Annotated in this window: 19 protein-coding genes and 2 rRNA genes; 13 read left to right on the top strand and 8 right to left on the bottom strand. The window is 66.9% G+C overall.

The window, feature by feature from the left end; translation table 11 throughout:
- Positions 1-269: 269 nt before the first annotated feature.
- The 3 genes from Hhyl6_RS16520 to Hhyl6_RS16530 all read left to right on the top strand — a co-directional run bounded on the left by Hhyl6_RS16520 (position 270) and on the right by Hhyl6_RS16530 (position 3,941).
- Positions 270-3,197, top strand: a 23S ribosomal RNA gene (locus Hhyl6_RS16520).
- Positions 3,198-3,327: 130 nt separating this feature from the next.
- A 5S ribosomal RNA gene (gene rrf / locus Hhyl6_RS16525) occupies positions 3,328-3,450 on the top strand.
- 128 nt (positions 3,451-3,578) lie between these two features.
- A complete protein-coding gene (locus Hhyl6_RS16530) occupies positions 3,579-3,941 on the top strand; it encodes a DsrE family protein (RefSeq protein WP_483740353.1) in 363 nt (120 codons plus the stop codon).
- A 19-nt stretch (positions 3,942-3,960) separates the two neighbouring features.
- Here the strand turns inward: Hhyl6_RS16530 and Hhyl6_RS16535 are convergent, their stop codons facing one another.
- The 4 genes from Hhyl6_RS16535 to Hhyl6_RS16550 all read right to left on the bottom strand — a co-directional run bounded on the left by Hhyl6_RS16535 (position 3,961) and on the right by Hhyl6_RS16550 (position 8,851).
- Entirely contained in the window at positions 3,961-4,728 is a 768-nt protein-coding gene (locus tag Hhyl6_RS16535; RefSeq protein ID WP_483740354.1) for an ABC transporter ATP-binding protein, read from the bottom strand.
- Positions 4,719-5,525: an ABC transporter permease gene (locus Hhyl6_RS16540; RefSeq protein WP_483740355.1), complete on the bottom strand. Its 807-nt coding sequence runs from the start codon at positions 5,523-5,525 to the stop codon at positions 4,719-4,721. The genes Hhyl6_RS16535 and Hhyl6_RS16540 overlap by 10 nt, the downstream gene beginning before the upstream one ends.
- A gap of 26 nt (positions 5,526-5,551) precedes the next feature.
- Entirely contained in the window at positions 5,552-6,568 is a 1,017-nt protein-coding gene (locus Hhyl6_RS16545) for an ABC transporter substrate-binding protein (protein ID WP_483740356.1), read from the bottom strand.
- A 186-nt stretch (positions 6,569-6,754) separates the two neighbouring features.
- Positions 6,755-8,851, bottom strand: a complete 2,097-nt coding sequence (locus tag Hhyl6_RS16550) for a beta-glucosidase (protein ID WP_483740357.1) — start codon at positions 8,849-8,851, stop codon at positions 6,755-6,757.
- A gap of 93 nt (positions 8,852-8,944) precedes the next feature.
- Between Hhyl6_RS16550 and Hhyl6_RS16555 the strand changes: the two genes are divergently transcribed.
- The 4 genes from Hhyl6_RS16555 to Hhyl6_RS16570 all read left to right on the top strand — a co-directional run bounded on the left by Hhyl6_RS16555 (position 8,945) and on the right by Hhyl6_RS16570 (position 12,317).
- A complete protein-coding gene (locus Hhyl6_RS16555; RefSeq protein WP_483740358.1) occupies positions 8,945-9,784 on the top strand; it encodes a VOC family protein in 840 nt (279 codons plus the stop codon).
- 123 nt (positions 9,785-9,907) lie between these two features.
- Positions 9,908-10,552: an alpha/beta hydrolase gene (locus tag Hhyl6_RS16560; RefSeq protein WP_483740359.1), complete on the top strand. Its 645-nt coding sequence runs from the start codon at positions 9,908-9,910 to the stop codon at positions 10,550-10,552.
- Positions 10,553-10,618: 66 nt separating this feature from the next.
- Positions 10,619-11,719, top strand: coding sequence for a DUF3179 domain-containing protein (locus Hhyl6_RS16565; RefSeq protein WP_483740360.1), 1,101 nt, complete (start codon positions 10,619-10,621; stop codon positions 11,717-11,719).
- Positions 11,709-12,317 carry a hypothetical protein gene (locus Hhyl6_RS16570; protein ID WP_483740361.1) on the top strand — a complete coding sequence of 203 codons (609 nt, stop codon included), beginning with the start codon at positions 11,709-11,711 and terminating at the stop codon, positions 12,315-12,317. Before Hhyl6_RS16565 ends, Hhyl6_RS16570 begins: the two co-directional genes overlap by 11 nt.
- Here the strand turns inward: Hhyl6_RS16570 and Hhyl6_RS16575 are convergent, their stop codons facing one another.
- Positions 12,318-12,746 (bottom strand): CopG family ribbon-helix-helix protein, encoded by a 429-nt coding sequence (locus tag Hhyl6_RS16575; RefSeq protein ID WP_220618629.1) that lies wholly within the window; start codon positions 12,744-12,746, stop codon positions 12,318-12,320. It lies immediately after the preceding gene.
- Positions 12,747-12,873: 127 nt separating this feature from the next.
- Here Hhyl6_RS16575 and Hhyl6_RS16580 point away from each other — a divergent pair, with 127 nt between their 5' ends.
- The 5 genes from Hhyl6_RS16580 to Hhyl6_RS16600 are packed head-to-tail and all read left to right on the top strand — an operon-like array spanning position 12,874 to position 18,823.
- Entirely contained in the window at positions 12,874-14,058 is a 1,185-nt protein-coding gene (locus Hhyl6_RS16580; protein ID WP_483740362.1) for a vWA domain-containing protein, read from the top strand.
- 52 nt (positions 14,059-14,110) lie between these two features.
- Positions 14,111-15,343, top strand: coding sequence for a protein kinase domain-containing protein (locus Hhyl6_RS16585; protein ID WP_483740737.1), 1,233 nt, complete (start codon positions 14,111-14,113; stop codon positions 15,341-15,343).
- 2 nt (positions 15,344-15,345) lie between these two features.
- Positions 15,346-16,440 (top strand): PP2C family protein-serine/threonine phosphatase, encoded by a 1,095-nt coding sequence (locus Hhyl6_RS16590; protein WP_483740363.1) that lies wholly within the window; start codon positions 15,346-15,348, stop codon positions 16,438-16,440.
- A gap of 48 nt (positions 16,441-16,488) precedes the next feature.
- Positions 16,489-17,589 carry a double zinc ribbon domain-containing protein gene (locus Hhyl6_RS16595; protein ID WP_483740364.1) on the top strand — a complete coding sequence of 367 codons (1,101 nt, stop codon included), beginning with the start codon at positions 16,489-16,491 and terminating at the stop codon, positions 17,587-17,589.
- Between the two features lie 43 nt (positions 17,590-17,632).
- Positions 17,633-18,823 carry a zinc ribbon domain-containing protein gene (locus Hhyl6_RS16600; RefSeq protein WP_483740365.1) on the top strand — a complete coding sequence of 397 codons (1,191 nt, stop codon included), beginning with the start codon at positions 17,633-17,635 and terminating at the stop codon, positions 18,821-18,823.
- On the opposite strand, the gene Hhyl6_RS16605 is transcribed toward Hhyl6_RS16600, so the two are convergent.
- Positions 18,820-19,230, bottom strand: coding sequence for an archease (locus Hhyl6_RS16605; protein ID WP_483740366.1), 411 nt, complete (start codon positions 19,228-19,230; stop codon positions 18,820-18,822). The genes Hhyl6_RS16600 and Hhyl6_RS16605 overlap by 4 nt on opposite strands.
- A 51-nt stretch (positions 19,231-19,281) precedes the next feature.
- Positions 19,282-19,944: a halocyanin domain-containing protein gene (locus Hhyl6_RS16610; RefSeq protein WP_483740367.1), complete on the bottom strand. Its 663-nt coding sequence runs from the start codon at positions 19,942-19,944 to the stop codon at positions 19,282-19,284.
- Positions 19,945-20,720: 776 nt separating this feature from the next.
- Between Hhyl6_RS16610 and Hhyl6_RS16615 the strand changes: the two genes are divergently transcribed.
- The gene (locus Hhyl6_RS16615) at positions 20,721-21,029 is read left to right on the top strand and encodes a hypothetical protein (RefSeq protein ID WP_483740368.1); all 309 of its coding nucleotides are present in this window, start codon (positions 20,721-20,723) and stop codon (positions 21,027-21,029) included.
- A gap of 327 nt (positions 21,030-21,356) precedes the next feature.
- Here Hhyl6_RS16615 and Hhyl6_RS16620 read toward each other — a convergent pair whose 3' ends face one another.
- Positions 21,357-21,665, bottom strand: a complete 309-nt coding sequence (locus Hhyl6_RS16620) for a DUF6199 family natural product biosynthesis protein (RefSeq protein WP_483740369.1) — start codon at positions 21,663-21,665, stop codon at positions 21,357-21,359.
- Positions 21,666-21,675: the final 10 nt, after the last annotated feature.

The raw sequence follows: 21,675 nt of genomic DNA on the forward strand, positions 1-21,675 counted from the left end.
GGGCTCACGAGACCACTCCGAGACGGAGTCCCTTACGGGACGCCGGGTGCAACTCCCGGCCGGTCCGTACTGCGTACCGCGTTCGAACCACGCCCCTTAAGTGTGGGCCAGCGTTCGAACACGGTACGACGACTGATGCACCAGCCCGGGTGAAACCGCGGCTGGGAAGGGTCGATTCGCCTACCATCTACCACCTTGGGGGCGAGGATGAAACCGTGTGTACGTGCGATCCAGGCGTCCACTGGACTCGTTCAGTTTAGCGAGTCACAACGACGTTGGCTACTATGCCAGCTGGTGGATAGCTCGGCTCGAGAGCTGAAGAAGGACGTGCCAAGCTGCGAAAAGCCTGAGGGAGCCGCACGGAGGCGAAGAACTCAGGATGTCCGAATGAGAATCTCCTCAGCAATTGCTTCGCGCAATGAGGAACCCCGAGAACTGAAACATCTCAGTATCGGGAGGAAAAGAAAACGCAACGTGATGTCGTCAGTAACCGCGAGTGAACGCGATACAGCCCAAACCGAAGGTCTCACGACCAATGTGGTGTTTGGACTGACTCTCATCGCTCGACCGTCTCAATGAAGTCCCTTGGAACAGGGCGTGATACAGGGTGACAACCCCGTAATTGAGACCAGTACGGCGTGCGTCAGTTCCGGAGTAGCGGGGGTTGGATATCCCTCGCGAACGTCGCAGGCATCGACTGCGAAGGCTAAACACTCCTCGAGACCGATAGTGCACAAGTAGTGTGAACGAACGCTGCAAAGTACCCTCAGAAGGGAGGTGAAATAGAGCTTGAACTCAGTTGGCGATGGAGCGACGGGGCATACAAGGTCCCGTGACGAATGACCTGTCCGCGAGGACACAGTAAGACTCACGGGAAGCCGATGTTCTGTCGTACGTTTTGAAAAACGAGCCAGGGAGTGTGTCTGATTGGCAAGTCTAACCGGAGCATCCGGGGAGGCACAGGGAAACCGACATGGCCGCAGCCTCACGGCGAGGGCCGCCGTCTTCAAGGGCGGGGAGCCACTCGGACACGACCCGAATCCGGACGATCTACGCATGGACAAGGTGAAGCGTGCCGAAAGGCACGTGGAGGCCTGTTAGAGTTGGTGTCCTACAATACCCTCTCGTGATCTATGTGTAGGGGTGAAAGGCCCATCGAGTCCGGCAACAGCTGGTTCCAATCGAAACATGTCGAAGCATGACCTCCGCCGAGGTAGTTCGTGGGGTAGAGCGACCGATTGGTGTGACCGCCTCCGAGAGGAGTCGGCACACCTGTCAAACTCCAAACCTACGAACGCCGTCGACGCGGGGATTCCGGTGTGCGGGGTAAGCCTGTGCACCAGGAGGGGAACAACCCAGAGGTAGGTTAAGGTCCCCAAGTGTGGATTAAGTGTAATCCTCTGAAGGTGGTCTCGAGCCCTAGACAGCCGGGAGGTGAGCTTAGAAGCAGCTACCCTCTAAGAAAAGCGTAACAGCTTACCGGCCGAGGTTTGAGGCGCCCAAAATGATCGGGACTCAAATCCACCACCGAGACCTGCCCGCACCCGTCACAGGGTGACCGAGTAGATTGGCGCTCTCATTGGATGGAAGCAGGGGTGAGAACTCCTGTGGACCGATGAGTGACGAAAATCCTGGCCATAGTAGCAGCGATAGTCGGGTGAGAACCCCGACGGCCTTATGGATAAGGGTTCCTCAGCACTGCTGATCAGCTGAGGGTTAGCCGGTCCTAAGTCTCACCGCAACTCGACTGAGACGAAATGGGAAACGGGTTAATATTCCCGTGCCATCATACAGTGAAAGTCGACGCCCTGGGGTCGATCACACCGGGCTTTCGCCCGGTCGAACCGTCCAACTCCGTGGAAGCCGTAACGGCAGGAAGCGGACGAACGGCGGGATAGGGAAACGTGATTCAACCTGGGGCCCGTGAAAAGACGAGTATGATGTCCGTACCGAGAACCGACACAGGTGTCCATGGCGGCGAAAGCCACGGCCTGTCGGGAGCAACCGACGTTAGGGAATTCGGCAAGTTAGTCCCGTAAGTTCGCGATAAGGGATGCCTGCTCCGGAACGGAGCAGGTCGCAGTGACTCGGATGCTCGGACTGTCTAGTAACAACATAGGTGACCGCAAATCCGCAAGGACTCGTACGGTCACTGAATCCTGCCCAGTGCAGGTATCTGAACACCTCGTACAAGAGGACGAAGGACCTGTCAACGGCGGGGGTAACTATGACCCTCTTAAGGTAGCGTAGTACCTTGCCGCATCAGTAGCGGCTTGCATGAATGGATTAACCAGAGCATCACTGTCCCAACGTTGGGCCCGGTGAACTGTACATTCCAGTGCGGAGTCTGGAGACACCCAAGGGGAAGCGAAGACCCTATGGAGCTTTACTGCAGGCTGTCGCTGAGACGTGGTCGCCGATGTGCAGCATAGGTAGGAGCCATTACACAGGTACCCGCGCTAGCGGGCCACCGAGGCATCAGTGAAATACTACCCGTCGGTGACTGCGACTCTCACTCCGGGAGGAGGACACCGGTAGCCGGGCAGTTTGACTGGGGCGGTACGCGCTCGAAAAGATATCGAGCGCGCCCTAAGGCTATCTCAGCCGGGACAGAGACCCGGCGAAGAGTGCAAGAGCAAAAGATAGCTTGACAGTGTTCTTCCCAACGAGGAACGCTGACGCGAAAGCGTGGTCTAGCGAACCAATTAGCCTGCTTGATGCGGGCAATTGATGACAGAAAAGCTACCCTAGGGATAACAGAGTCGTCACTCGCAAGAGCACATATCGACCGAGTGGCTTGCTACCTCGATGTCGGTTCCCTCCATCCTGCCCGTGCAGAAGCGGGCAAGGGTGAGGTTGTTCGCCTATTAAAGGAGGTCGTGAGCTGGGTTTAGACCGTCGTGAGACAGGTCGGCTGCTATCTATTGGGTGTGTCATGGTGTCTGACGGGAACGATCGTATAGTACGAGAGGAACTACGATTGGCCGCCACTGGTGTACCGGTTGTCCGAGAGGGCAGTCGCCGGGTAGCCACGCGGCACGGGGTAAGAGCTGAACGCATCTAAGCTCGAAACCCACCTGGAAAAGAGACACCGCAGAGAGTCCGCGTAGAAGACGCGGTCGATAGACTCGGGGTGTACGCACTGAGGTAACGAAGTGTTGAGCCCACGAGAACTAACAACTCGAAGCCATCATTCATACGCACTGTGACTCGATTCACCGACGATTGCTCGTCGCGCTGAACGAGTCCAGGCGCAAACTGGATCGCACGTACGCAAGGTTGACCGACCGAGACTGGTGTATCACGGTTCGATTCCGTGACTCGGCGTTAGGCGGCCATAGCGGTGGGGTTGCCTCCCGTACCCATCCCGAACACGGAAGATAAGCCCACCAGCGTTCCGGTGAGTACTGGAGTGCGCGAGCCTCTGGGAAACTCGGTTCGCCGCCACCATTCATATTCATTCACTCATTCATAGAGCCTCGCGGAGAGTCATCTCTCTGCGGGGCTCGTTGCACGTACAGAGAGCGGCGGGGCTGTCCGGCGGAAGGTTTTTCGACCGCGCCCCGTGAGCACACGATATGTCGACGAACCCGCGAAACGCCGTGACAGACGGTGAGGGCGAGCGGTTCGGGACAGTCGTTCACGTCCCCGACGGCGACTCGGAGTACGCGAAGCGAGCGTTCAGGAACGTCGAGAACCTGTTGGACGACGAGACGCTGACGAGTGCCGTCACCGTCGTCTGTAACGGCGGTGGTGTCGAGCACCTCCTGCGTTCTGCGGCGACTGCAACCCGTGTCCGGACGCTCGTCGAACGAGGCGTAGACGTGTGTGCCTGTCAGAACTCGCTCGATAGCGGCGGCCACGACGCGGACACACTCGTCGACGGCGTCCGGGTCGTTCCGACGGCGATGGGGGAACTGACGCGGCGACAGGTCCGGTGACGCCTACGTCAGGCCGTAGTCACTCTTGAATGAGGTCGAGAATCCGCTGGTAGTGGGTGCCGAAGGCGTCGTCGGAGCGGTTCCGGGGCCGCTCGATATCGACATCGACGATGTCCCGGACGCGGCCGGGTTCTTTGGCCATGACGACGACGCGGTCGGCTAGCTTGACCGCTTCTTCGACGTCGTGGGTCACGAAGAGGATGGTCTTGCCCGTCTCGGCCCAGATGTCGAGCAGTTCGTCCTGCAACATCTTCTTGGTCTGGGCGTCGACTGCCCCGAACGGTTCGTCCATCAGGAGGAGGCCGGGGTCGACGGCGAGGGCGCGCGCGAGCGCGACACGCTGTTTCATCCCGCCCGAGAGGTCACGCGGGTAACTGTCCTCGAACCCGTCGAGGCCGACGAGGTCGAGGAGTTCCTGCACCCGTCGCTCTCGTGCCGTATCGGCGACACCGCTCTTTTCGAGGCCGAACCCCACGTTGCCCGCGACGGTGCGCCACGGGAAGAGGTGGTACTCCTGAAAGACGAGGCCGAGGTCGGGCCCCGGTCCGTCGACGGGGTCCCCGTCGAGAACGACGGTCCCGCTGGTCGCGGCTTCCAGACCGGCGATGATGCGAAACAGCGTCGTCTTCCCACAACCAGAGGGACCGACGATACAGACGAACTCGCCGGGGGAGACGTCGAACGACACGTCGTCGAGGGCCTGTACCGGTCCCTGTGCGCTGTCGTATCGCTTCCCGACGTCGTCGATGCGGACGCGCGGCGTCTCGGTGTCAGACGTCAACGCCACGCGAGAGCCCTCCGTTGCAGTGCGCGGAACGCCACGTCGACGACGAGGAACATCAGGCTCAACACGAGGATGTAGGTGATGACGACGTCGACCTGCAGGTTGTTCGAGGCGCGGAGGATGCGCCGTCCGATGCCGGCGACGCCGAAAATCTCGGAGGCGACGACGAGCATCCAACAGCGGCCGATGCCGGTTCGGATGCCGGTCGTAATCTCGGGGAGCGAGGCCGGCACGACGACGGCCCGGATGAGTTCGATGTCGCCCTGCACGCCGAGACTGCGTGCGACGTCGAGGAGGTCCTCGGAGACGCCCTCGACCCCGCCGTAGGTGGCGTAGAAGTTGATCCAGAACGCGCCGATGGCGATGATGAACGCGGCGCCGGCGTGGTTGATGCCGAACCACGCGATAGCGAACCCGATGAGAGCCAACGGGGGAACGGGACGGAGGACTCGGACGACCGGAGAGGTCACGTCGTCGACGAGGGGGCTCCACCCGAGGGCGATGCCGGCGGCGATGCCGAGGCCGGTCCCGAAGACGGCGCCGGGAATCCAGTGCAGGACGCTATTGCCGAGAGCGACGAACATCGCGCCGCTCGCGGCCTCGGCGTAGAACGTCGCGCCGACGGCGAGGGGAGACGGGAGTACGTACGAGGGCTGTGCGAGCGAGGCCGCCCACCAGACGAGGACGAACCCGACGACGCCGGCGAGGCCCCGGAGGGCCCGTGTGGCGTCGACGTCGGCGAACGCGCCGCCGACGCTGCCGTCGGTCTGGTCGACTTCCTCAGTCACGTCGATAGCCATTGTGTTGGGAGTGTCAGTGGGGGAACTTAGAGGCTGTCGTAGACGCCGTAGTCGAATATCTGGTCGAGTGACAGCTGTTTCTCTATCTGTCCGTTCTGGTTGGCGAACCGGGAGAATATCTTCGTCCCGTTCTCGATTTCCCGCGGGTCGGTGACGAAGTTCGAGAGGGGGCCCTGCAGCGCCGAGAGGGCTTGCTCGGCGTCCATGCCGATGCTCGATTCGACGATGTCGGCCGTCGCTTCGGGGTTGGAACCGATGAACTCGGTGGCTCGGACGTGCTGTTCGAGGAACTGGCCCGCGACGTCGGAGTCACGAACCGCGTCGCTCATGAGGGTTACGGCGGCGGGTTGGCCAGGCATCACATCGCTGGCCAGTCTGAACGTCGAGACGGGGACGTTCGCTTGGTCGGCCCGGGTCGGCACGGGTTCCATGATGGAGGTGCCGTCTATCTCGCCGTTGGCGATGGCCTGCCAGACGGCGTTGGCACCGTTGATTTCGAGGATGTCGACGGCCGAGGTGTCGACGCCCTCCTGTTGAAGCCAGTACCGGAGGAGCACGTCGGGGACCGAACCCTGCGGGAAGGTGCCGAAGCGGAACTTCCGCCCTTTCTCCTGTTCCCAGACGGAGAAGGCGTCGGACCCGTGGTCGTCCCACAGCGCCTGTAACTCCTCGTGGGCGAGGATGGCCATCGGCTCTTTGATGTTCGCGGCGGTCACCTTCGCCGGGATGCCGCGGTCGATGACTATCATCGAGGGGACGATACCGAACATCGCCACGTCGAGTTCGCCGCCGCCGTACGCTTGGACGATGGCGGGACCGTCGGTGAACTCGCGGCCCTCGATGGTTGCGTCGACCTCGTCGAAGTACCCCTCCTGTTCCATCACGAAGTACTGCAGGTCGGGGAAGATTGGCATGTAGGCGACCGAGAGCGTGTCGAGTCCGCTCGAACCGCTGGCACCGAGGCAACCGGTGAGACCGACAGTCGCAGCAGCGCCGGTGCCCGCGAGGTACGCACGTCGAGAGAGTGTTGGCTGGTCAGTCACGAGTACTGGTCGTAACCGATTCGGCGGTTTATACGCAGAGGCAGCGTCAAAAGCGTCGGCCACCTCGAACGAGCGACAATCCGAATTTCGACCGCGATTCCCCCTCAAACGCCAATATCCGGCCACGTACCGATGTAACGGCGTCGTAGCTGGTGGCAAAATAGGCCGGTAACGGACACGCCGACTTCAGCGGTCGACGCCGACGGTAGCGCGCACGTCGTCGGCGGACCGCGCTACGTCCACGGTGTACGCGCCGCCGTCCACGGTCCATCCCGCGGACGGGTCGTGTCGCGAGAACGCGAGGGCGTCGAGGTCCAGAGAGACGGTACGGGACTCACCGGGAGACAGCGAGACGGACTCGAACCCGGCGAGTTCCCTGAGAGGGCGGTCCGGGTCGTCGGCGGACGGCGGGCAGACGTACGCCTGTACGACGTCGCGGCCCGAACGGTCGGCCGTGTTCTCGACGGTCACGTCGACGGTCGAATCGTCTGTCGCCACCGCCTCGCCGTACTCGAACGTCGCGTAGGAGTGGCCGTGGCCGAAGGGGTAGGTCGGGTCCTGGTCGCCCGCGTCGAAGTGTCGGTACCCGACGAACAGGCCTTCGTCGTAGTGGGCCACGCCGTCGACGCCGGGGAACCGTCGCTCGTCACTCGTCGGGTAGGCGTCCTCGGGTGCGAAGGTGACCGGCAGGCGGCCACCGGGGTCGCGGTCGCCGTAGAGCACCGACGCGAGCGCCGACCCGTCGGCCTGCCCGGGGTACCACTGTTCGAGAACGGCCGCCACGTCGTCGCGCCACGGCGTCTCGACCGGACCGCCGGTGCGGAGGACGACCACCGTCCGGTCGTTGGCGGCGGCGACGGCGGCCACGAGTTCGTCCTGTCGACCCGGTAGCGAGAGCGAGTCTCGGTCGCGGCCCTCCGTCGTGGCGTCCCTGACGACGACGACCGCCACGTCGGCGTCCGAGGCGGCGGCGACGGCGTCGTCGATGGAGGGGTCCGCGTCGGGGGCGGACTCGTCGCCGCTGTCGTGACCGCCCTCGACGAACGGCAACAGGTCGAACAGCGAGACGTCCTCGATTTGTGGGACGCCGGGGGCGACGGTCACTGTCCCGTCTGCCCGCGATTCGACGCCCTCGGCCGGACTCACCGAGTGGAACGGCGTCGTCTCGGAGGACCCGCCGCCGCCGAGTTTCGGTTCGTGGACGTGCGGGCCGAGGAGTGCCACGTCCGCGTCGTCAGAGAGCGGCAGGACCCCATCGTTGTCCAGTAAGACGGTCCCGCGGACGGCCACACGCTCGGCGACGTCTCGGTGGCGCTGGCTGTCGAGTTCCCCGGTTCGGTCCGCGTCCGCGAACAGTCCGACGCGTGCCATCTGTCCGAGGACTCGGGCCGCCATGTCGTCCAGACGCTCTGCCGGGACGTTCCCCGCGTCGATAGCGGCCGCGAGGGGGTCGCCGAACAGGCCGGCGCGCGTGGCGTCGGGGATGCCGTCGGGCCACTCGAAGTCGTCGAGGTCTCGGTCTCCGCCGGCCGGGACGCCCGGCATCTCCACGTCCAACCCGGCGGTGGCCGCGCCGACGGTGGTCGCCAGTCCGTACCAGTCCGAGACGACGTAGCCGGCGAACCCCCACTCGTCTTTCAGCACGTCGCCGACGAGGCGGGCGTGGTCGCTCATGTGGGTGCCGTTCACCCGATTGTAGCCGGTCATCACCGATCCGACGCCGGCCTCGACGGCGGCACGGAACGGCGGGAGGTACAGTTCGCGCAGGGTCCGTTCGTCCACGTCGGCGCTGACCGTCGTCCGGTGGGTCTCCTGATTGTTGGCGACGAAGTGTTTCACCGTCGCCACGACGTCCTCGGACTGGACGCCGACGACGAGGGCGCGTCCGACGTGGCTCGCGTGGACGGGGTCCTCGGAGAGGTACTCGAAGTTGCGACCACAGTGGGGCACCCGAATCACGTTGACGCCGGGGGCCAACAGCGAGTGCTGACCGTGCGCGCGGGCCTCCCGCCCCATCGCCGCCCCCTGTTCGCGTGCGAGTTCTGGGTCGAAGGCCGCGGCCGTCGCGATGGAGGCGGGGAACGCCGTCGCGCGTTTCCCCTCGGCGCGGATACCGAGGGGGCCGTCGACCAGTCTGAACGGCGGGACGCCGAGTCGCTCGACGCCCGGGAGGTAGCCCGTCGCGGTCCCCTCGGGGTCGCGGGTCCCGCGGACGAGCGACAGTTTCTCCGCGCGGTCCATGCGGGCGACCAGCGCCTCCACGTCGGGTGTGGTCCGGGTCATTGGATACGAAGGGGTCGGCCCGTGTAGAGTAAAACGTTCGCACGGTCGATAGGGCGGCACAACCGCTATCTGGGTCTCCACCGAACTGCCGTCATGACCGACCAGACTGGCACACTCCCGGCCGGAACGAGTATCGGACGCGTCGCGCTGACCGTCAGCGACGCCGGCGAGGTGGCCGAGTTCTACGAGCGCGTGGTGGGGCTGTCGATACAGGAGCGAACCGGTGACGTGACCGTCCTCGGCGACGGGACGGTGCCGCTACTCGAACTCCACGAGGACCCCGAGGTGCCGGAACGGCCGGCCTCGGCGGCGGGCCTGTTCCACACGGCGTTCCGGGTGCCGTCGCGGGCGGCGCTGGGCGACGCGCTGACGCGCGTCGAGGCCGAGTGGCGACTCACGGGGGCCTCGGACCACCTCGTGAGCGAGGCGCTGTACTGCCGGGACCCCGAGGGAAACGGCGTCGAAATCTACCGCGACCGGCCGCGCGAGACGTGGGGAGAGACGGCCGACGGTGGGGTGGAGATGGCGACGGACCCGCTCGACGAAGACGGCGTCCGGGCGGCGGCGACGGGGGCGGACCGGGTACCGACGGGGACCGACGTGGGCCACGTCCACCTCGAAGTCACCTCGCTCGAACGAGCGCGCTCGTTCTACGTCGACGCGCTCGGTATGACCGTCCGGACGACGTACGACGGGGCGCTGTTCCTCGCGGCGGGCGAGTACCACCACCACGTCGGCGCGAACGTCTGGAACGGCCGGTCGGCCCCGGCGAGCGGTCGGGGACTCGCGTGGTTCGAACTGGTCCTGCCCGACCGGCCGGCGGTCGAGGCGGCCGCCGACCGACTCTCGGAGGCCGGCTACGAGGTCACGCGCGCGGACGGCGACGTGACGGTGACCGACGGCGACGGCGTCACGCACCGTCTGACCTCGTGAGCCGGTTGTGTCGGTGTTACCGGCCACTCAAGAGGGCCGGCGCACTATCGGCGGTATGGCATCGAGCGCTGTCCACGAAGCCCAGCGTCGGACGACGAACGCCGCGGCGGTCTGGGGGGCGACATGAGCGAGGACGGCCCGCACCAAGGCCAGCAACTCCTCACCGCGGGGACGCCGCTGACGGAGGCGAACGCGGCGATGGTCCTCGTCCACGGGCGCGGCGCCACCGCACGGAGCATCGTCCAGATGGGCCAGCAGGTCCACGAGGACGGCCTCGCCCTCCTCGCGCCGCAGGCGGCCCGCAACACGTGGTATCCGAACTCGTTCCTCGCGCCAGTCGAGGACAACGAACCCGGCCGGAGTTCCGGCCTTCGGGCCGTCAGCGACGCCGTGGAGACGGCGGTGGAAGCCGGCATCGGCCGGGAGCGGGTGATACTGCTCGGGTTCTCACAGGGCGCGTGTCTCGCCAGCGAGTTCGTCGCGCGGAACCCGCGGCGGTACGGAGGGCTGGCGGCGCTGAGCGGCGGCCTCATCGGGGAGACCGTAGACCCGACGGCGTACGAGGGCGACGTAGAGCGGACGCCGGTGTTCGTCGGATGCAGCGACGTCGACCCGCACATCCCGCTGGAGCGCGTCCACGAGACAGCCGAGGCGTTCGAGCGGTTGAACGGCGACGTGGACGAGCGAATCTACGAGGGGATGGGCCACGGCGTCAACGAAGACGAACTCGACGCCGTCGCCGATATCGTCGCCGACGTGCTCCAGTGAGCGTCGACAGACACGGTTACTGACGGCTCACCGCGAGGTTTTGGCTCACGAGCGCGTACGTCCCGGATGGACGTGACGCGCCGCGAGTGGCTCCGAGCGGTCGGCACACTCGGCGTCGTCGGTCTCGCCGGGTGTAGCGGAACCGGTGGCTCGGACGACGGAACCGACCGGCCGGGCGACACTGGCGGCGTCACGGGCCAGACCGACGCGGCCGGACCGCGACCGCCAACCGCGGAGCGAGCGCTCTTCCTCGGCCACGACGTCGAACACGTCTCGAACAACGTCGTCAGCGGCGGCGTTCCGAAGGACGGCATCCCGGCCATCGACGACCCGACGTTCGCGCCGGCGGCCGAGGCGACGCTACCGCCGGGTGACCCGGTGTTCGGCGTGGTCCGCGACGGCGAGGCGAAGGCGTACCCCCAGCGCATCCTCGTCCACCACGAGATAGTCAACGACACCGTCGCCGGCGACCCGGTAGCTGTGACCTACTGCCCGTTGACGGGCACTGCACAGGGGTTCGAGCGCGGCCCCGTCGAGTTCGGCGTCTCCGGCCGTCTGGTCAACTCGAACCTGACGATGTACGACCGCGGGACCGATAGCTGGTGGCCGCAGGTGCTCGCGACGGCGGTCCGAGGCGAGATGACGGGGGCGACGCTCCGGGAGTTCCGGGTCGTCTGGACGACGTGGGAAGCGTGGCGAACCGAACACCCCGAGACCGTCGTCCTCACCGAGGACACCGGGTTCCAGCGCCGCTACGGGAGCGACCCCTACGGCGGGTACAACCCGGTCGCCGGCTACTACGCCAGCGGTCGGACGCTGTTCTCGCCCCTGACGTCCGACGACCGCGCCCACCCCAAGCGCGTAGTCATCGGGACGCGGACCACCGAGGGTGCACTCACCTTCGACAAGGAGACGCTCTTGACCGAACGGGTGCTCACCGGTGCCATCGAGAACACCCAGTACGTGGCCGTGGCCGACGACGCGCTCTCGACGGGGTACGTCTACGCGAACCCGGACACCGTCTCGGTGACGGCCGTCGAAGACGGGTACCAAGTCGACGGCGAGACGTACGCGGCCGACTCGCTCCCGCTCGAACGGTCGCTTGCCTTCGACGGCATGTGGTTCGCGTGGGCCGGGTTCTACCCCGGGGTGGGCTATGTCCGCTGACGTCTCGACGGAGGCGACGCCGTCCGACGGCGGCATCCAGCGACTCCTCCGACAGACCGGCCTCGCGATTCGAGGTGCGCTCTCCCGCCGTGACGGCAAGGCGACGTTCGCGGCGGCGGGCGTGTCCTACCTCCTCGTCTACCTCGTGGGACTGCGGCATCTCGGCCTCGGACCGTGGGGGTTCGAGGTGTCCGTGGTCGCAGACCCGCTGGCTCGGGCGACCAGAATGGTCAGTCCGTTCCAGTGGGAGCCCGTCGCACTCGTGGTGGCCGGACCGATAGAACTCCTCGTCTCGCCGCTGAACGTCGCACTCGGGGCGACGCTGGCGACGCTGGTCGCCGTGAACCTCGCCGTCTCGGTGGTCGCGTATCGCGGCCCGAAGGCGTGTAAAATCGGACCCGGTGCGGGGGCGGCCGCAGGCCTCCCCGGGCTACTCTCGGGGTTCGCCTGCTGTGGGCCGACGATACTGCTGGTAGTCGGGTTACAAGCTAGCGCCACCGTCCTCACGGTGTTCCAGTGGCTCGTCCCGTTCGCAGCGCTCGCACTGGTCGGGACGTTGCTGTGGGTCGGGACGAAGGTGGACCCCGACGCCGTCTGACTACTCCACGTCGGCCAGCGTGCCGAACTCGTCGACCGGGACCACGGAGTAGTCGATGTTCAGGGTGTCCTTCGTCGCGCGAATCTTCCCGACGAACGTCGAAATCTCTTCGAGGTCACCCTCCAGCACGAACAGTTCCATACAGCGGTGTTCGCCGACGTGACTGTGGAAGTTCGAGGCGACCAGCCCTTCGTGTTCGTGGCGCAGGCGCATCATCTTCTCCTCGACGGTGGTGGTGTCGTAGTCGAACAGCACGGTGACGATGCCCATCAGTTCCCGGCCCTCCAGTCGCTTGTCCTCGAACTCGCCCAGCAGGTTCCGACTGGCCTCGCGGATAATCTCGCTCCGGCCGGTGTAGCCGTGCTCCTCGGCGAACTGGTCGATGCGCTCCAGTAACGACTCCGGCATGGAGACGCTGACAACGGTCATGTATTAACTGAGCGGTCGAAAACTATTAAGGATTATCGAACCGGCTCGGGACCGGCCGCCGGCACCGTGTTCACCAGTTACAGGCTGGGGAAAACTTATAATTAGGTCGTAAGACCCTCCTAACAGTATGACCGCCAACGTCGTGACCGACGTTAACCGGCCGTACGTCCCGGGGTCCGGGGCGAAACTCACCGCCGAAATAGAGGTCGAGCCGGGTCAGCAGGACGCGCGTCCGACGCGACAGATAGCGCTGTGTATCGACGCTAGCGGGTCGATGGCCGGCGACGAGATAGCGCGGGCCCGGTCCGGCGCCGAGTGGGTGTTCGGCCTCCTCGAAGACGACGACTACGTCTCGATAATCGCGTTCGACAGCGACGTCCACGTCGTGCTGGAGGCGACGCGGTGGGGCGACATCGGCCGCGAGGCGGCGATGGACCGGGTGAACGACGTCGCGGCCGGCGGCGGGACCGACATGTACCGCGGCCTCGCCGCGGCGGCGGACTCGCTGCGCCGACTCCCCGACGACGACAACACGGCCCGGCGCGTCCTCCTCCTCTCGGACGGGAAGGACAACACCCACGACACGCCGGAGTTCGAGACGCTCGCCCGGGAGATAGACAGCGAGGGCATCCGCATCAAGTCCGCCGGCATCGGGAGCGACTACCGCGAGGAGACCATCCGGACGCTGGGGAGCGTCGCTCGCGGGGAGTGGACCCACCTCGAAGCGGCCGGCGACATCGAGGACTTCTTCGGCGACGCCGTCGAGGAGGCCGGCACCGTCGTCGCCCCCGACGCCCGGTTGGAACTCGACGTGGCCGACGGCGTGGAGGTGAGCGAGGTGTACCGCGCGCTCCCGCAGACCCAAGAGGTCACGCCGGAGTGGGACGCCAACACGACGGTCGTCAAACTGCCCGACCTGCTGGACCGCGAGACACAGCGCGTCGTTCTTAAGGTCCACGCGCCCGCCCGAGACATCGGACAGGAAGTCACGCTTGCGGACGTGACGCTGACCGCCGACGGCGAGACGGCCACCGGTGCCATCACCGTCGAGTACACCGACGACCCGGAGAAACTCGGCGAGCACAACGAGGAGGTGGACGTCGACCACCGCCAGACGGTCATCAAGACGGAACTGGGGAAGGGCAACGTCGCGGAGGCTCAGACCCAAATCGAGCGGATGACGCAGGTCCACGGCGCGGACGCGGAGGCCGTCGAGTCGGCCGAGCGCCAGACCCGACTGGTGATGGAGGGCGGGCGAGAGGAACAGAGCAAGGCGACGAAGATAGTCACCGACGAGGGCGTCCAGAAGTGACGGCGGCCTCGGCGGACGACGGCGGGCGAGGGCCGACCGACGGACCATGAGCATGGTGTGGGAACCCGAACCCGGCGACGTCGTCGCGGACCGGTACGAACTCGCGGAGTTCCTCGGCAAGGGCGGGTTCGCGAAGGCCTACCGAGCGCTTGACACCCGGACTGGGGACAGCGTCGTCCTGAAGCACCCGAACTACACGGAGTCACAGAACGACCGGAGCGTCATCGAGGAGTACTTCGAGAAGGAGGCGGAGTCGCTCGAACGCATCGCCGCGGCGGGCGGCCACGAGAACGTGATGGCGCTGTACGACACCGTCGAGGAGAACGGGACGCCGTTCCTCGTGGTCGAACTCGTCGAGGGCGGCATCGAACTCGACGAGGTCATCGACCGGCACGGCCCCATCGAGGACACCGAACAGGTGCGCCAGATAGGCATCGACCTCGCGGACGCGATGGGGTTCATCCACGAGAACGAAATCGTCTACCGCGACCTGAAACCGGAGAACGTGATGCTGACCCCCGACATCACGCCGACGCTCATCGACTTCAACACGGCCACGGGGTTCGACGCGACGGGCGACCCGTCGACGGGCAACTCCGGGACGACGATTCTCGGGCCGTTCAAGCCCAGAGAGGTCGCGGAGGCGAGTCGGACCGACGTTCGACAGGGACCGTGGTCCGACGTCTACTCCATTGGGAAGATTCTGCTCTTCCTGCTGAAGGGGAGCGTCCCGAAGAAGGACGGCGTCAACCCGCAGGACTTCGGCGCCGACTGCGAGGACTACCTCGCGGACATCGTCGAACGGGCGACCCAGTCGGACTACCGGCAGCGCTACCGGAACGCGACGGTCCTGCGGGACGTACTGAAAGCGAAGGACCCGACGCCGCCGGCGACGGCCTCGGTCCGGTACGTGCAGGCCGACCAGCGGTTCACCGTCGAACCCGGCGACACCATCGGTCGGGCGGGGGCGAACGGCCCGCCGGCCTCCATCACCATCGACGACCCGCAGGGGGAGTACATCTCCTCGGTGCAGGTCCAGTTCGACACGGAGGGCGACGACTGGTATCTCGTCGACCGGAGCCTCAACGGCACGTTCGTCCAGAAGGGGTCCGGATGGCAGCGGGTGCTGTGCGAGGCGGGCCGCGAACGCCTCCGGAGCGAGGGTGAGGACCCCACGGACCGCCACGGCGAGGTACCACCGGAGTCGATTCGCCTGCGGGACGGCGACCTCGTCTCGCTCGTCCACCCGACCTACGGCGTCACCTTCGAGTTCACCACGGAGTAACCATGCGATACGCAACCACCTACGACATCGGCGACCGGAAGCGCGGACAGGGAATCAACGAGGACAGCCTCTCGCTGACCGTCTTCGAGGAGGGCCACCGAGAGGGGTACCGGGGACAGACACGGGCACCGGCCGGTGACGAGGAGGCCGACGACCGGACCGAACGCCCCGCTAACCGCTCTGCGGGCGTGTTCGTCCTCGCGGACGGTGCCGGCGGTCACGACGCGGGCGACGCCGCCTCCTACGTCGCGACCACCGTCGTCGCGGAGCGTCTCGCGCCCGTCGCCATCCGCGCGGTCAGGAGTCACCCCGACGGCTTCGACGTGGACGTGAGTCCCGAGGTGTTGCCGGACGCACTCGGCCCGGAGGACGTGCAGGCGGCCGTCGAGGAGGCCGTCGTCGAGGCGCATCGCGAGATACTCCGCTACGCCGGAGAGTCGGGGACCCAGTCGTACACCACCGTCGTCGCCGGCGTCTACGCCGACGGGAAACTCCACCTCGGGTGGGTCGGGGACAGTCGCGCCTACCTCGTCAACCACGCCCGGGAGGAACTCGTCCGCCTGACGAAGGACCACGCCGTCGTACAGGAGTGGGAGGACGCCGGGGAGATAGACGCCGTCGAGGCCCACGTCCACCCCAACAGCAACGAGATTACCCGCGCGCTCGGTGGGTCGGCCCACGAAGACCCCGAGCGAGCGACAGTCGAGGTAGACACGCGGACGGTCCGTCTGTTCGCCGAGGACACGGTACTGGCGACCAGCGACGGCCTCGTCGACGCACAGACCGACGCCCCGGACCTCTACCAGCGGTACGTCGACTCCGGCAAGGCCGAGGACGTGGCCGAGGCGGTCCGCGAGGCCGTCGTGACCGACGACGAGATTCGGGACGTGGTGCTCGACGCCGACTCGCTGGACGCCGCCGCCGACGAGTACGTCTCGCTGGCGAACGACCGCGGCGGAAAAGACAACATCTCGATACTGCTGTTCGAGGACCCCGCGCTCCCGGAGACGCCCAGTAGCGGCGGCTTACCGGTTCGCGCCGTCGACCCCGACGTTGACGTCTCGGACCGCGAGACGGTCATCATGTCCGAGGAGTGACGGGGCAACTGTTTTCTTTCTCCCCGTAAAAGCCGCTCACGAACGACTATGACAGACGCGAACACCGGACAGACGGTGGAGTGCCCGATATGTGGGGAGGCGTTCGACCCGACGGTCGCGGGCGGGTGGTGTACGAACACGGACTGCGGTGAGTGGCAGTACACGGACGACGGGGCCACCGACGGACCGGTCGACGGGGGGGCCGCACCGTCCGCCGCGGACGACGGTGACGACGACCTCCTCTCGCAGGCCGCCGATGACGACGGTGACGAGGACCACTCTGCCGACGAACCCGCGAACGACGCGGAGAGCCCGGACGGCCCGGCCGCAGAGACAGCGGCCGAGAGCGAACCCGAGTCCAGCGGCGAGACGGCCGACGCGACGAGCGAGGCCCCCGACCTGATGACTGGGGCTACCGAGAGCGTCGACGAGTCGGGGGACGCCGAGACGCCCGACTCTGACGACGAGGAGACCGTGGCCGGCGAAACGGCGGCCGAACTGGACGACGGAGAGGACGGACCGGCGACAATCGACTGCCCGGACTGCGGGACGGAACTCGACGCCGACGCGAACTTCTGCGTCGAGTGCGGGACCGACGTGCGCGACGTCGAACCGGACGCACCGCTGACCGAGTGTCCCAGTTGCGGAACCGAGGTCGGCGAGACTGACAGTTTCTGCGTCGAATGCGGCGAGAACCTCGATGCCCACCGCGGCGACGCGGGCGAGTCTGCGGAGGCCGACGAGGGAGCGACCGACGAACGGGACGAGGCCGACGACTCGCCGGAGGACCCCATCGAGGCGCTGGAGGCACAGTCCGGCGACGAGGAGACCGAGGCCGACCCGGTGCCCGACTCGCTGGTCCTCGAAGTGCGCGGCCAGACGGTTCAGGTCGCGGACGGCGACACGGTCGGCCGCGAGGTCCGTGCGGCGCTGACCGACGCCGGCCGCCCGGAGGACGAGGCGGTCCGAATCCACCGCGAACACGTCCGGTTCGTCCGCGAGACCGACTCGTTCTACCTCGTGGACCTCGGCGACAACCCGACCAGCCTGAACGGTCGCCCCCTCCAGAAGGGCGACCGCGAACCGGTCGGCCCCGGCGACGAACTCGAACTCTCCGGCGTCGCTACCGTCACCGTTCGCGCGCCCTGACCGCACCACACGAGTTAAGCCCACCCTCGGAGATGCACACGTAATGTCCGACGGCCTTCCAGTCTCGGAGTTTCGACGGTCCGTCTCGCTCGTGACCAGCGAGTGGTGGGTCTTCGTCGGGGGCCTCCTCGGGTACCTCTGTTACGGCGCGTGGGTGGTCGGGACCGGCGTGACGATTGGTGCCGTCCTGCCGGGACTCTCGACGGCGACCCTGACGAGCGTGAACGGCGTCGGCGTCACCGGACTGACCGCGGCGGGAGTGGTGCTGTGGCTGTTCGTCCCCGGACTGACCGTCTCGTGGCTCGTCGGGAAGCGCTTCGTCAACGACCACGGCAACCTCGCGAACCGGTATCGGCTGGACCACCCGAGTCTCTTGCTCGCCCCGCCGGGAGTCGTCATGCTGGGCTGTCTGGCGGCGACGCTCAGCGCGGGCCGGTCGGCAGCGCTGACGGCGGTGGCGCTGGTCGCCGGGACGCACCTGCTCGTGCGAACCGTCGCGTACGGCTACCGGGTCTACACGCTCTCGGTCCCGCGTCTGTTCGTCCTCCTCCTGACCGTCGCCGGCGGCGCGCTCGCAGGGGGGTGGCTCGTCCACGCCTCGCTCCTCGCCGAATCGACGGGGCTCCCGGGCGGACTGCTCGCTCGGGCGGGCGTCCCCTCCGCCGTCGAGACGGGTCTCGCCGTCGTCGGCGTCGGACCCGAGACGGCTCTCGCCGCTCTCGTCTTGGTCCCGGCCGTCGCCTCGACGGGGTACCTCGCCGTCCAACTGGCCGCGGGTACCGTCGTCCGACTGCGCGCACCGCTCACCAATCCGACTCGTCGGCCGGGCCAACGGTTCCCCATCATGCCGCCCGTGAACCGCGCCGACTCGATAGACGCCGGGACCGCCGACCCAGCGGAGGCGGGCGACGAGACAGACGCGACAGACGCCGGCGAACCCGAAGCCGATGCGACGGCAGAGTCCGAATCTGATGACGACCACTCCCACACCCGCGTCTTCACGCCCGACCAGCCGACAGACGAGGCGAGCGACGCGCCGACTGAGGTGGCCGCCGTCGACGGCGTATCCCCGGACGACGATGGCACGGACGACGGGTGGGAAGACGATACCGCGGTGTTCTCTCCCGACCGGGCCGACTCGCTCGGACCCGATTCCTGTGGAGCGTGTGGCGAGACGATTCCCGCGAACGAGACCGTGGCGTACTGCCCGAACTGCGGCGAGCGCCTCGATTAGACGTCGAAGACGACGTAGGCCCGCCACCCGCTCTCAGTCTCCTCGACTGCCATCTCGGAGTACGTGACGGCCTTGACCTCGCGGGCCGTGAGCGTCGAGAGCGGGACGCCGCGAGCGCTCGCGTCGACGCGCCACCGGCCCGCTGTCTCGGTCACTGTCGCGGCGTGGTCGACCGGAAGGACGTTCCGCACGTCGCGCTCGTAGATTAGCTGGTCGAGATAGTCGAACAGCAGGGCCTCCCGCGATTCCGCTTCGACGGATAGCTCGAACCGCTGGCCCTGTTCGCCGACGGTCTCGCACATCGCGGCCGCGAGGCCGTCAGCCACGGCGGCGAAGGTCTCGCCCAGCGTCTCGCCGGTAGCCTCGACGGCGACGTCCGCCGTGTGTTCCCGGAGGTCGAACGGCATAGTGGTGAGTGGGGTCGCCGGGAAGAAAGGGATACGGGTCGACCGAACGGGCTACCGTTGCCCGCCGGACTGGCCCGCTTTCCGCCGCATGAACGCGGCGAAGGCAAGCGGCGAGAGGAACGCCATCGCGATGACGGCCGCGAGCGCCGTGACGGTGCCGTTCGCCGACCCACCACCGGCCCCGCCGGTCGCGTTCTCGCCCCCACTCGACGCCTCGGCAGTCGCGGTCTGTGTCGCCGCCGCACCGCCGCCGCTCTGGCCGCCGGATGCCGACCCGACGGCGACGGCCCCCTTCATACCGAGTCCGACGTGCGGTTCGCAGACGTACTTGTAGACGCCCTCGCTTTCGAAGGTGTGGCTGTACGTCGCGCCCTGTTCCGTGACCAGTCCGCCCGAGTCCAGCGGGCCGTCGCCCTCCGAGACGACGTTGTGCCCGCCGCCGTCGCCGGTCCACGTCCAGACGACCTCCGTGCCGGGGGAGACGCGGACCGCCGCCGGACTGAAGGCGAACGCGCCGTTGTTCCCCTCGGCACCGACGGTTATCTCGACGGTGTCCTGTCCCGTCTTGTCGACGGTCCCGTCGTAGTTCGACACGTCGTCGAACCACCCGCCGTAATCTGGACCCTGCTGTGCCGATGCCGTCGCCGTAGCGCCCAGTGCGACCGCGCCTGCGGTCGCCTGTGCGAACTGTCGTCGTGTCAACGAACCAGTCATGGTGGTCTCGCGGACGACGCGGTGTCCGGGCCGCTGGGAACCGGTCGTCCCTATCCATCAGTCTGCGGTACACGGGGGTAAATACCGAAGTGCGTTCTCACACCGTAGGAACGCTGTGCGGACGTTCGCACCGACGCCTGATGCTTGGTGACCGACCGTCGGCGGTCCCGACAGCGCCACCGGAGAGCCGTTTCCTTCGAGAGAACGTCTCGAAAGACCATGCTATTCGGTGTCAACCGTGCAATAGTTTTAATATGTCACCTCCTGATGGTGTAGATACGTCACTCTCACCGACGTGGTGTTCACATGACCCGTACCACTCCATCCCTATCGCCCGTGCCTGCCGCCCGCCGGTCCGCCGGCGGACGGCCGGCCGCCGGACCCGGCATCGCCGCCGCAGGTCCGGCGCCTGTCGCTGGGGGCTGGAGTGAGCGGGTGGACGCCCGTCGCTTTCTGCCCGCAGCGTAGGGCTTAACGCCACCGTGGGACGGTCGTCCGGTCGCGCGGACACCCACTGCGGTGGCGCCTCGATATCACTTCCCGACACCGACGAGAGCGTCGGCCGTGACTCTGCGTGGTTCGCTGGTCACGCAGGCGCGGATGATACCTACGACGGTATCGAACTTCGATGGCCCGAGCCATCGGCCGTCGATGCTGGGAACGGCGCACCGACTCCAGAGACGTCTCTCCGCCGAGCGACGCTCCCGTCGCTCGTGCCGACGTGCTCGACCGGCGAGCCCCCACCCCGGGGCCGGTTCGACTCCGGCCGCCGGCGTATGTCGCTCCATGCGACTGCCCCCGTCGACGCATCGGCCGACGTCTCGCTCCGGGTCCCCCGCGGCGGGACCGAAGACTTGGAGAGCGGCGTCGCCGCGGTCATCGAGGGCGTGGACGGCGTCACCGCCGTCACCGTCGACCGCGTGACGAGCGTTCGCCCGACGTTCACGGACATCCGGGTGGACGCCGACGTCGCCCTCAGCGTCGCCGTCCCCGACGAGAGTGACCCCGAGACGGCGGTGGCAGAGCGCCTCGCCGACGGGTTCGGCATCACGGCCGTCGAGGGCGTCGTCGTCGAGACGGCGTGACGGTCCGCGTCAGCCCTCCCGCCTCCCCGCGTCCACTGGCGGACCCCGGTCGCGTCCGGGTCCGGGTTCGACCCCCGGCGGGGAGAGGAGCACCCATGCGAACCACGTACCTACTCGCCATCGCGAGACAGCGACGAACAGCGAAGGACCGCGACGACAGACGCCGACGCACCCGCCGTCGGTAACCCCGCGGGTTTCTGGCCGTTTCGACGCGAGAGCGGCGCGTACCGCGGTCGTAGCGCAGTCGCTCCATCGTCCAGCGGCGGAGCGGCACCGCCGAGCGGATACCCCCGACCGGGGTCGGAGAAAGCGACCGTGAGAACGCGCTCAGTTCGACGAGTCGGTCTCCTCGTCGTCTTCGTCCCCTGCATCGCTCTCGATTTCGACCGGTTCCGCCTCGTCCTCGGCGTCGAGTTCGCCGGCCAGCAGTCCCGTGAGGCCCGTGACGAGCATCCCGACGCCGGCGATGCGGGTCGACCGGACGTACCAGTCTTTGGGTTCGAGGTCACCGGGGTTCTCGTACCCGGAGAGGAGGAACTTCGCGTTCAGTTTGATGGCCTGTCGCGGGAGAAACACCGCGAGCAGTCCCTGTCCGACCATCCACGTGTACCCGAGTGGGAGGAGTCGCCGTATCATCGTCTGGACC

The sequence above is a fragment of the Haloarcula sp. H-hyl6 genome (genome assembly GCF_056934455.1).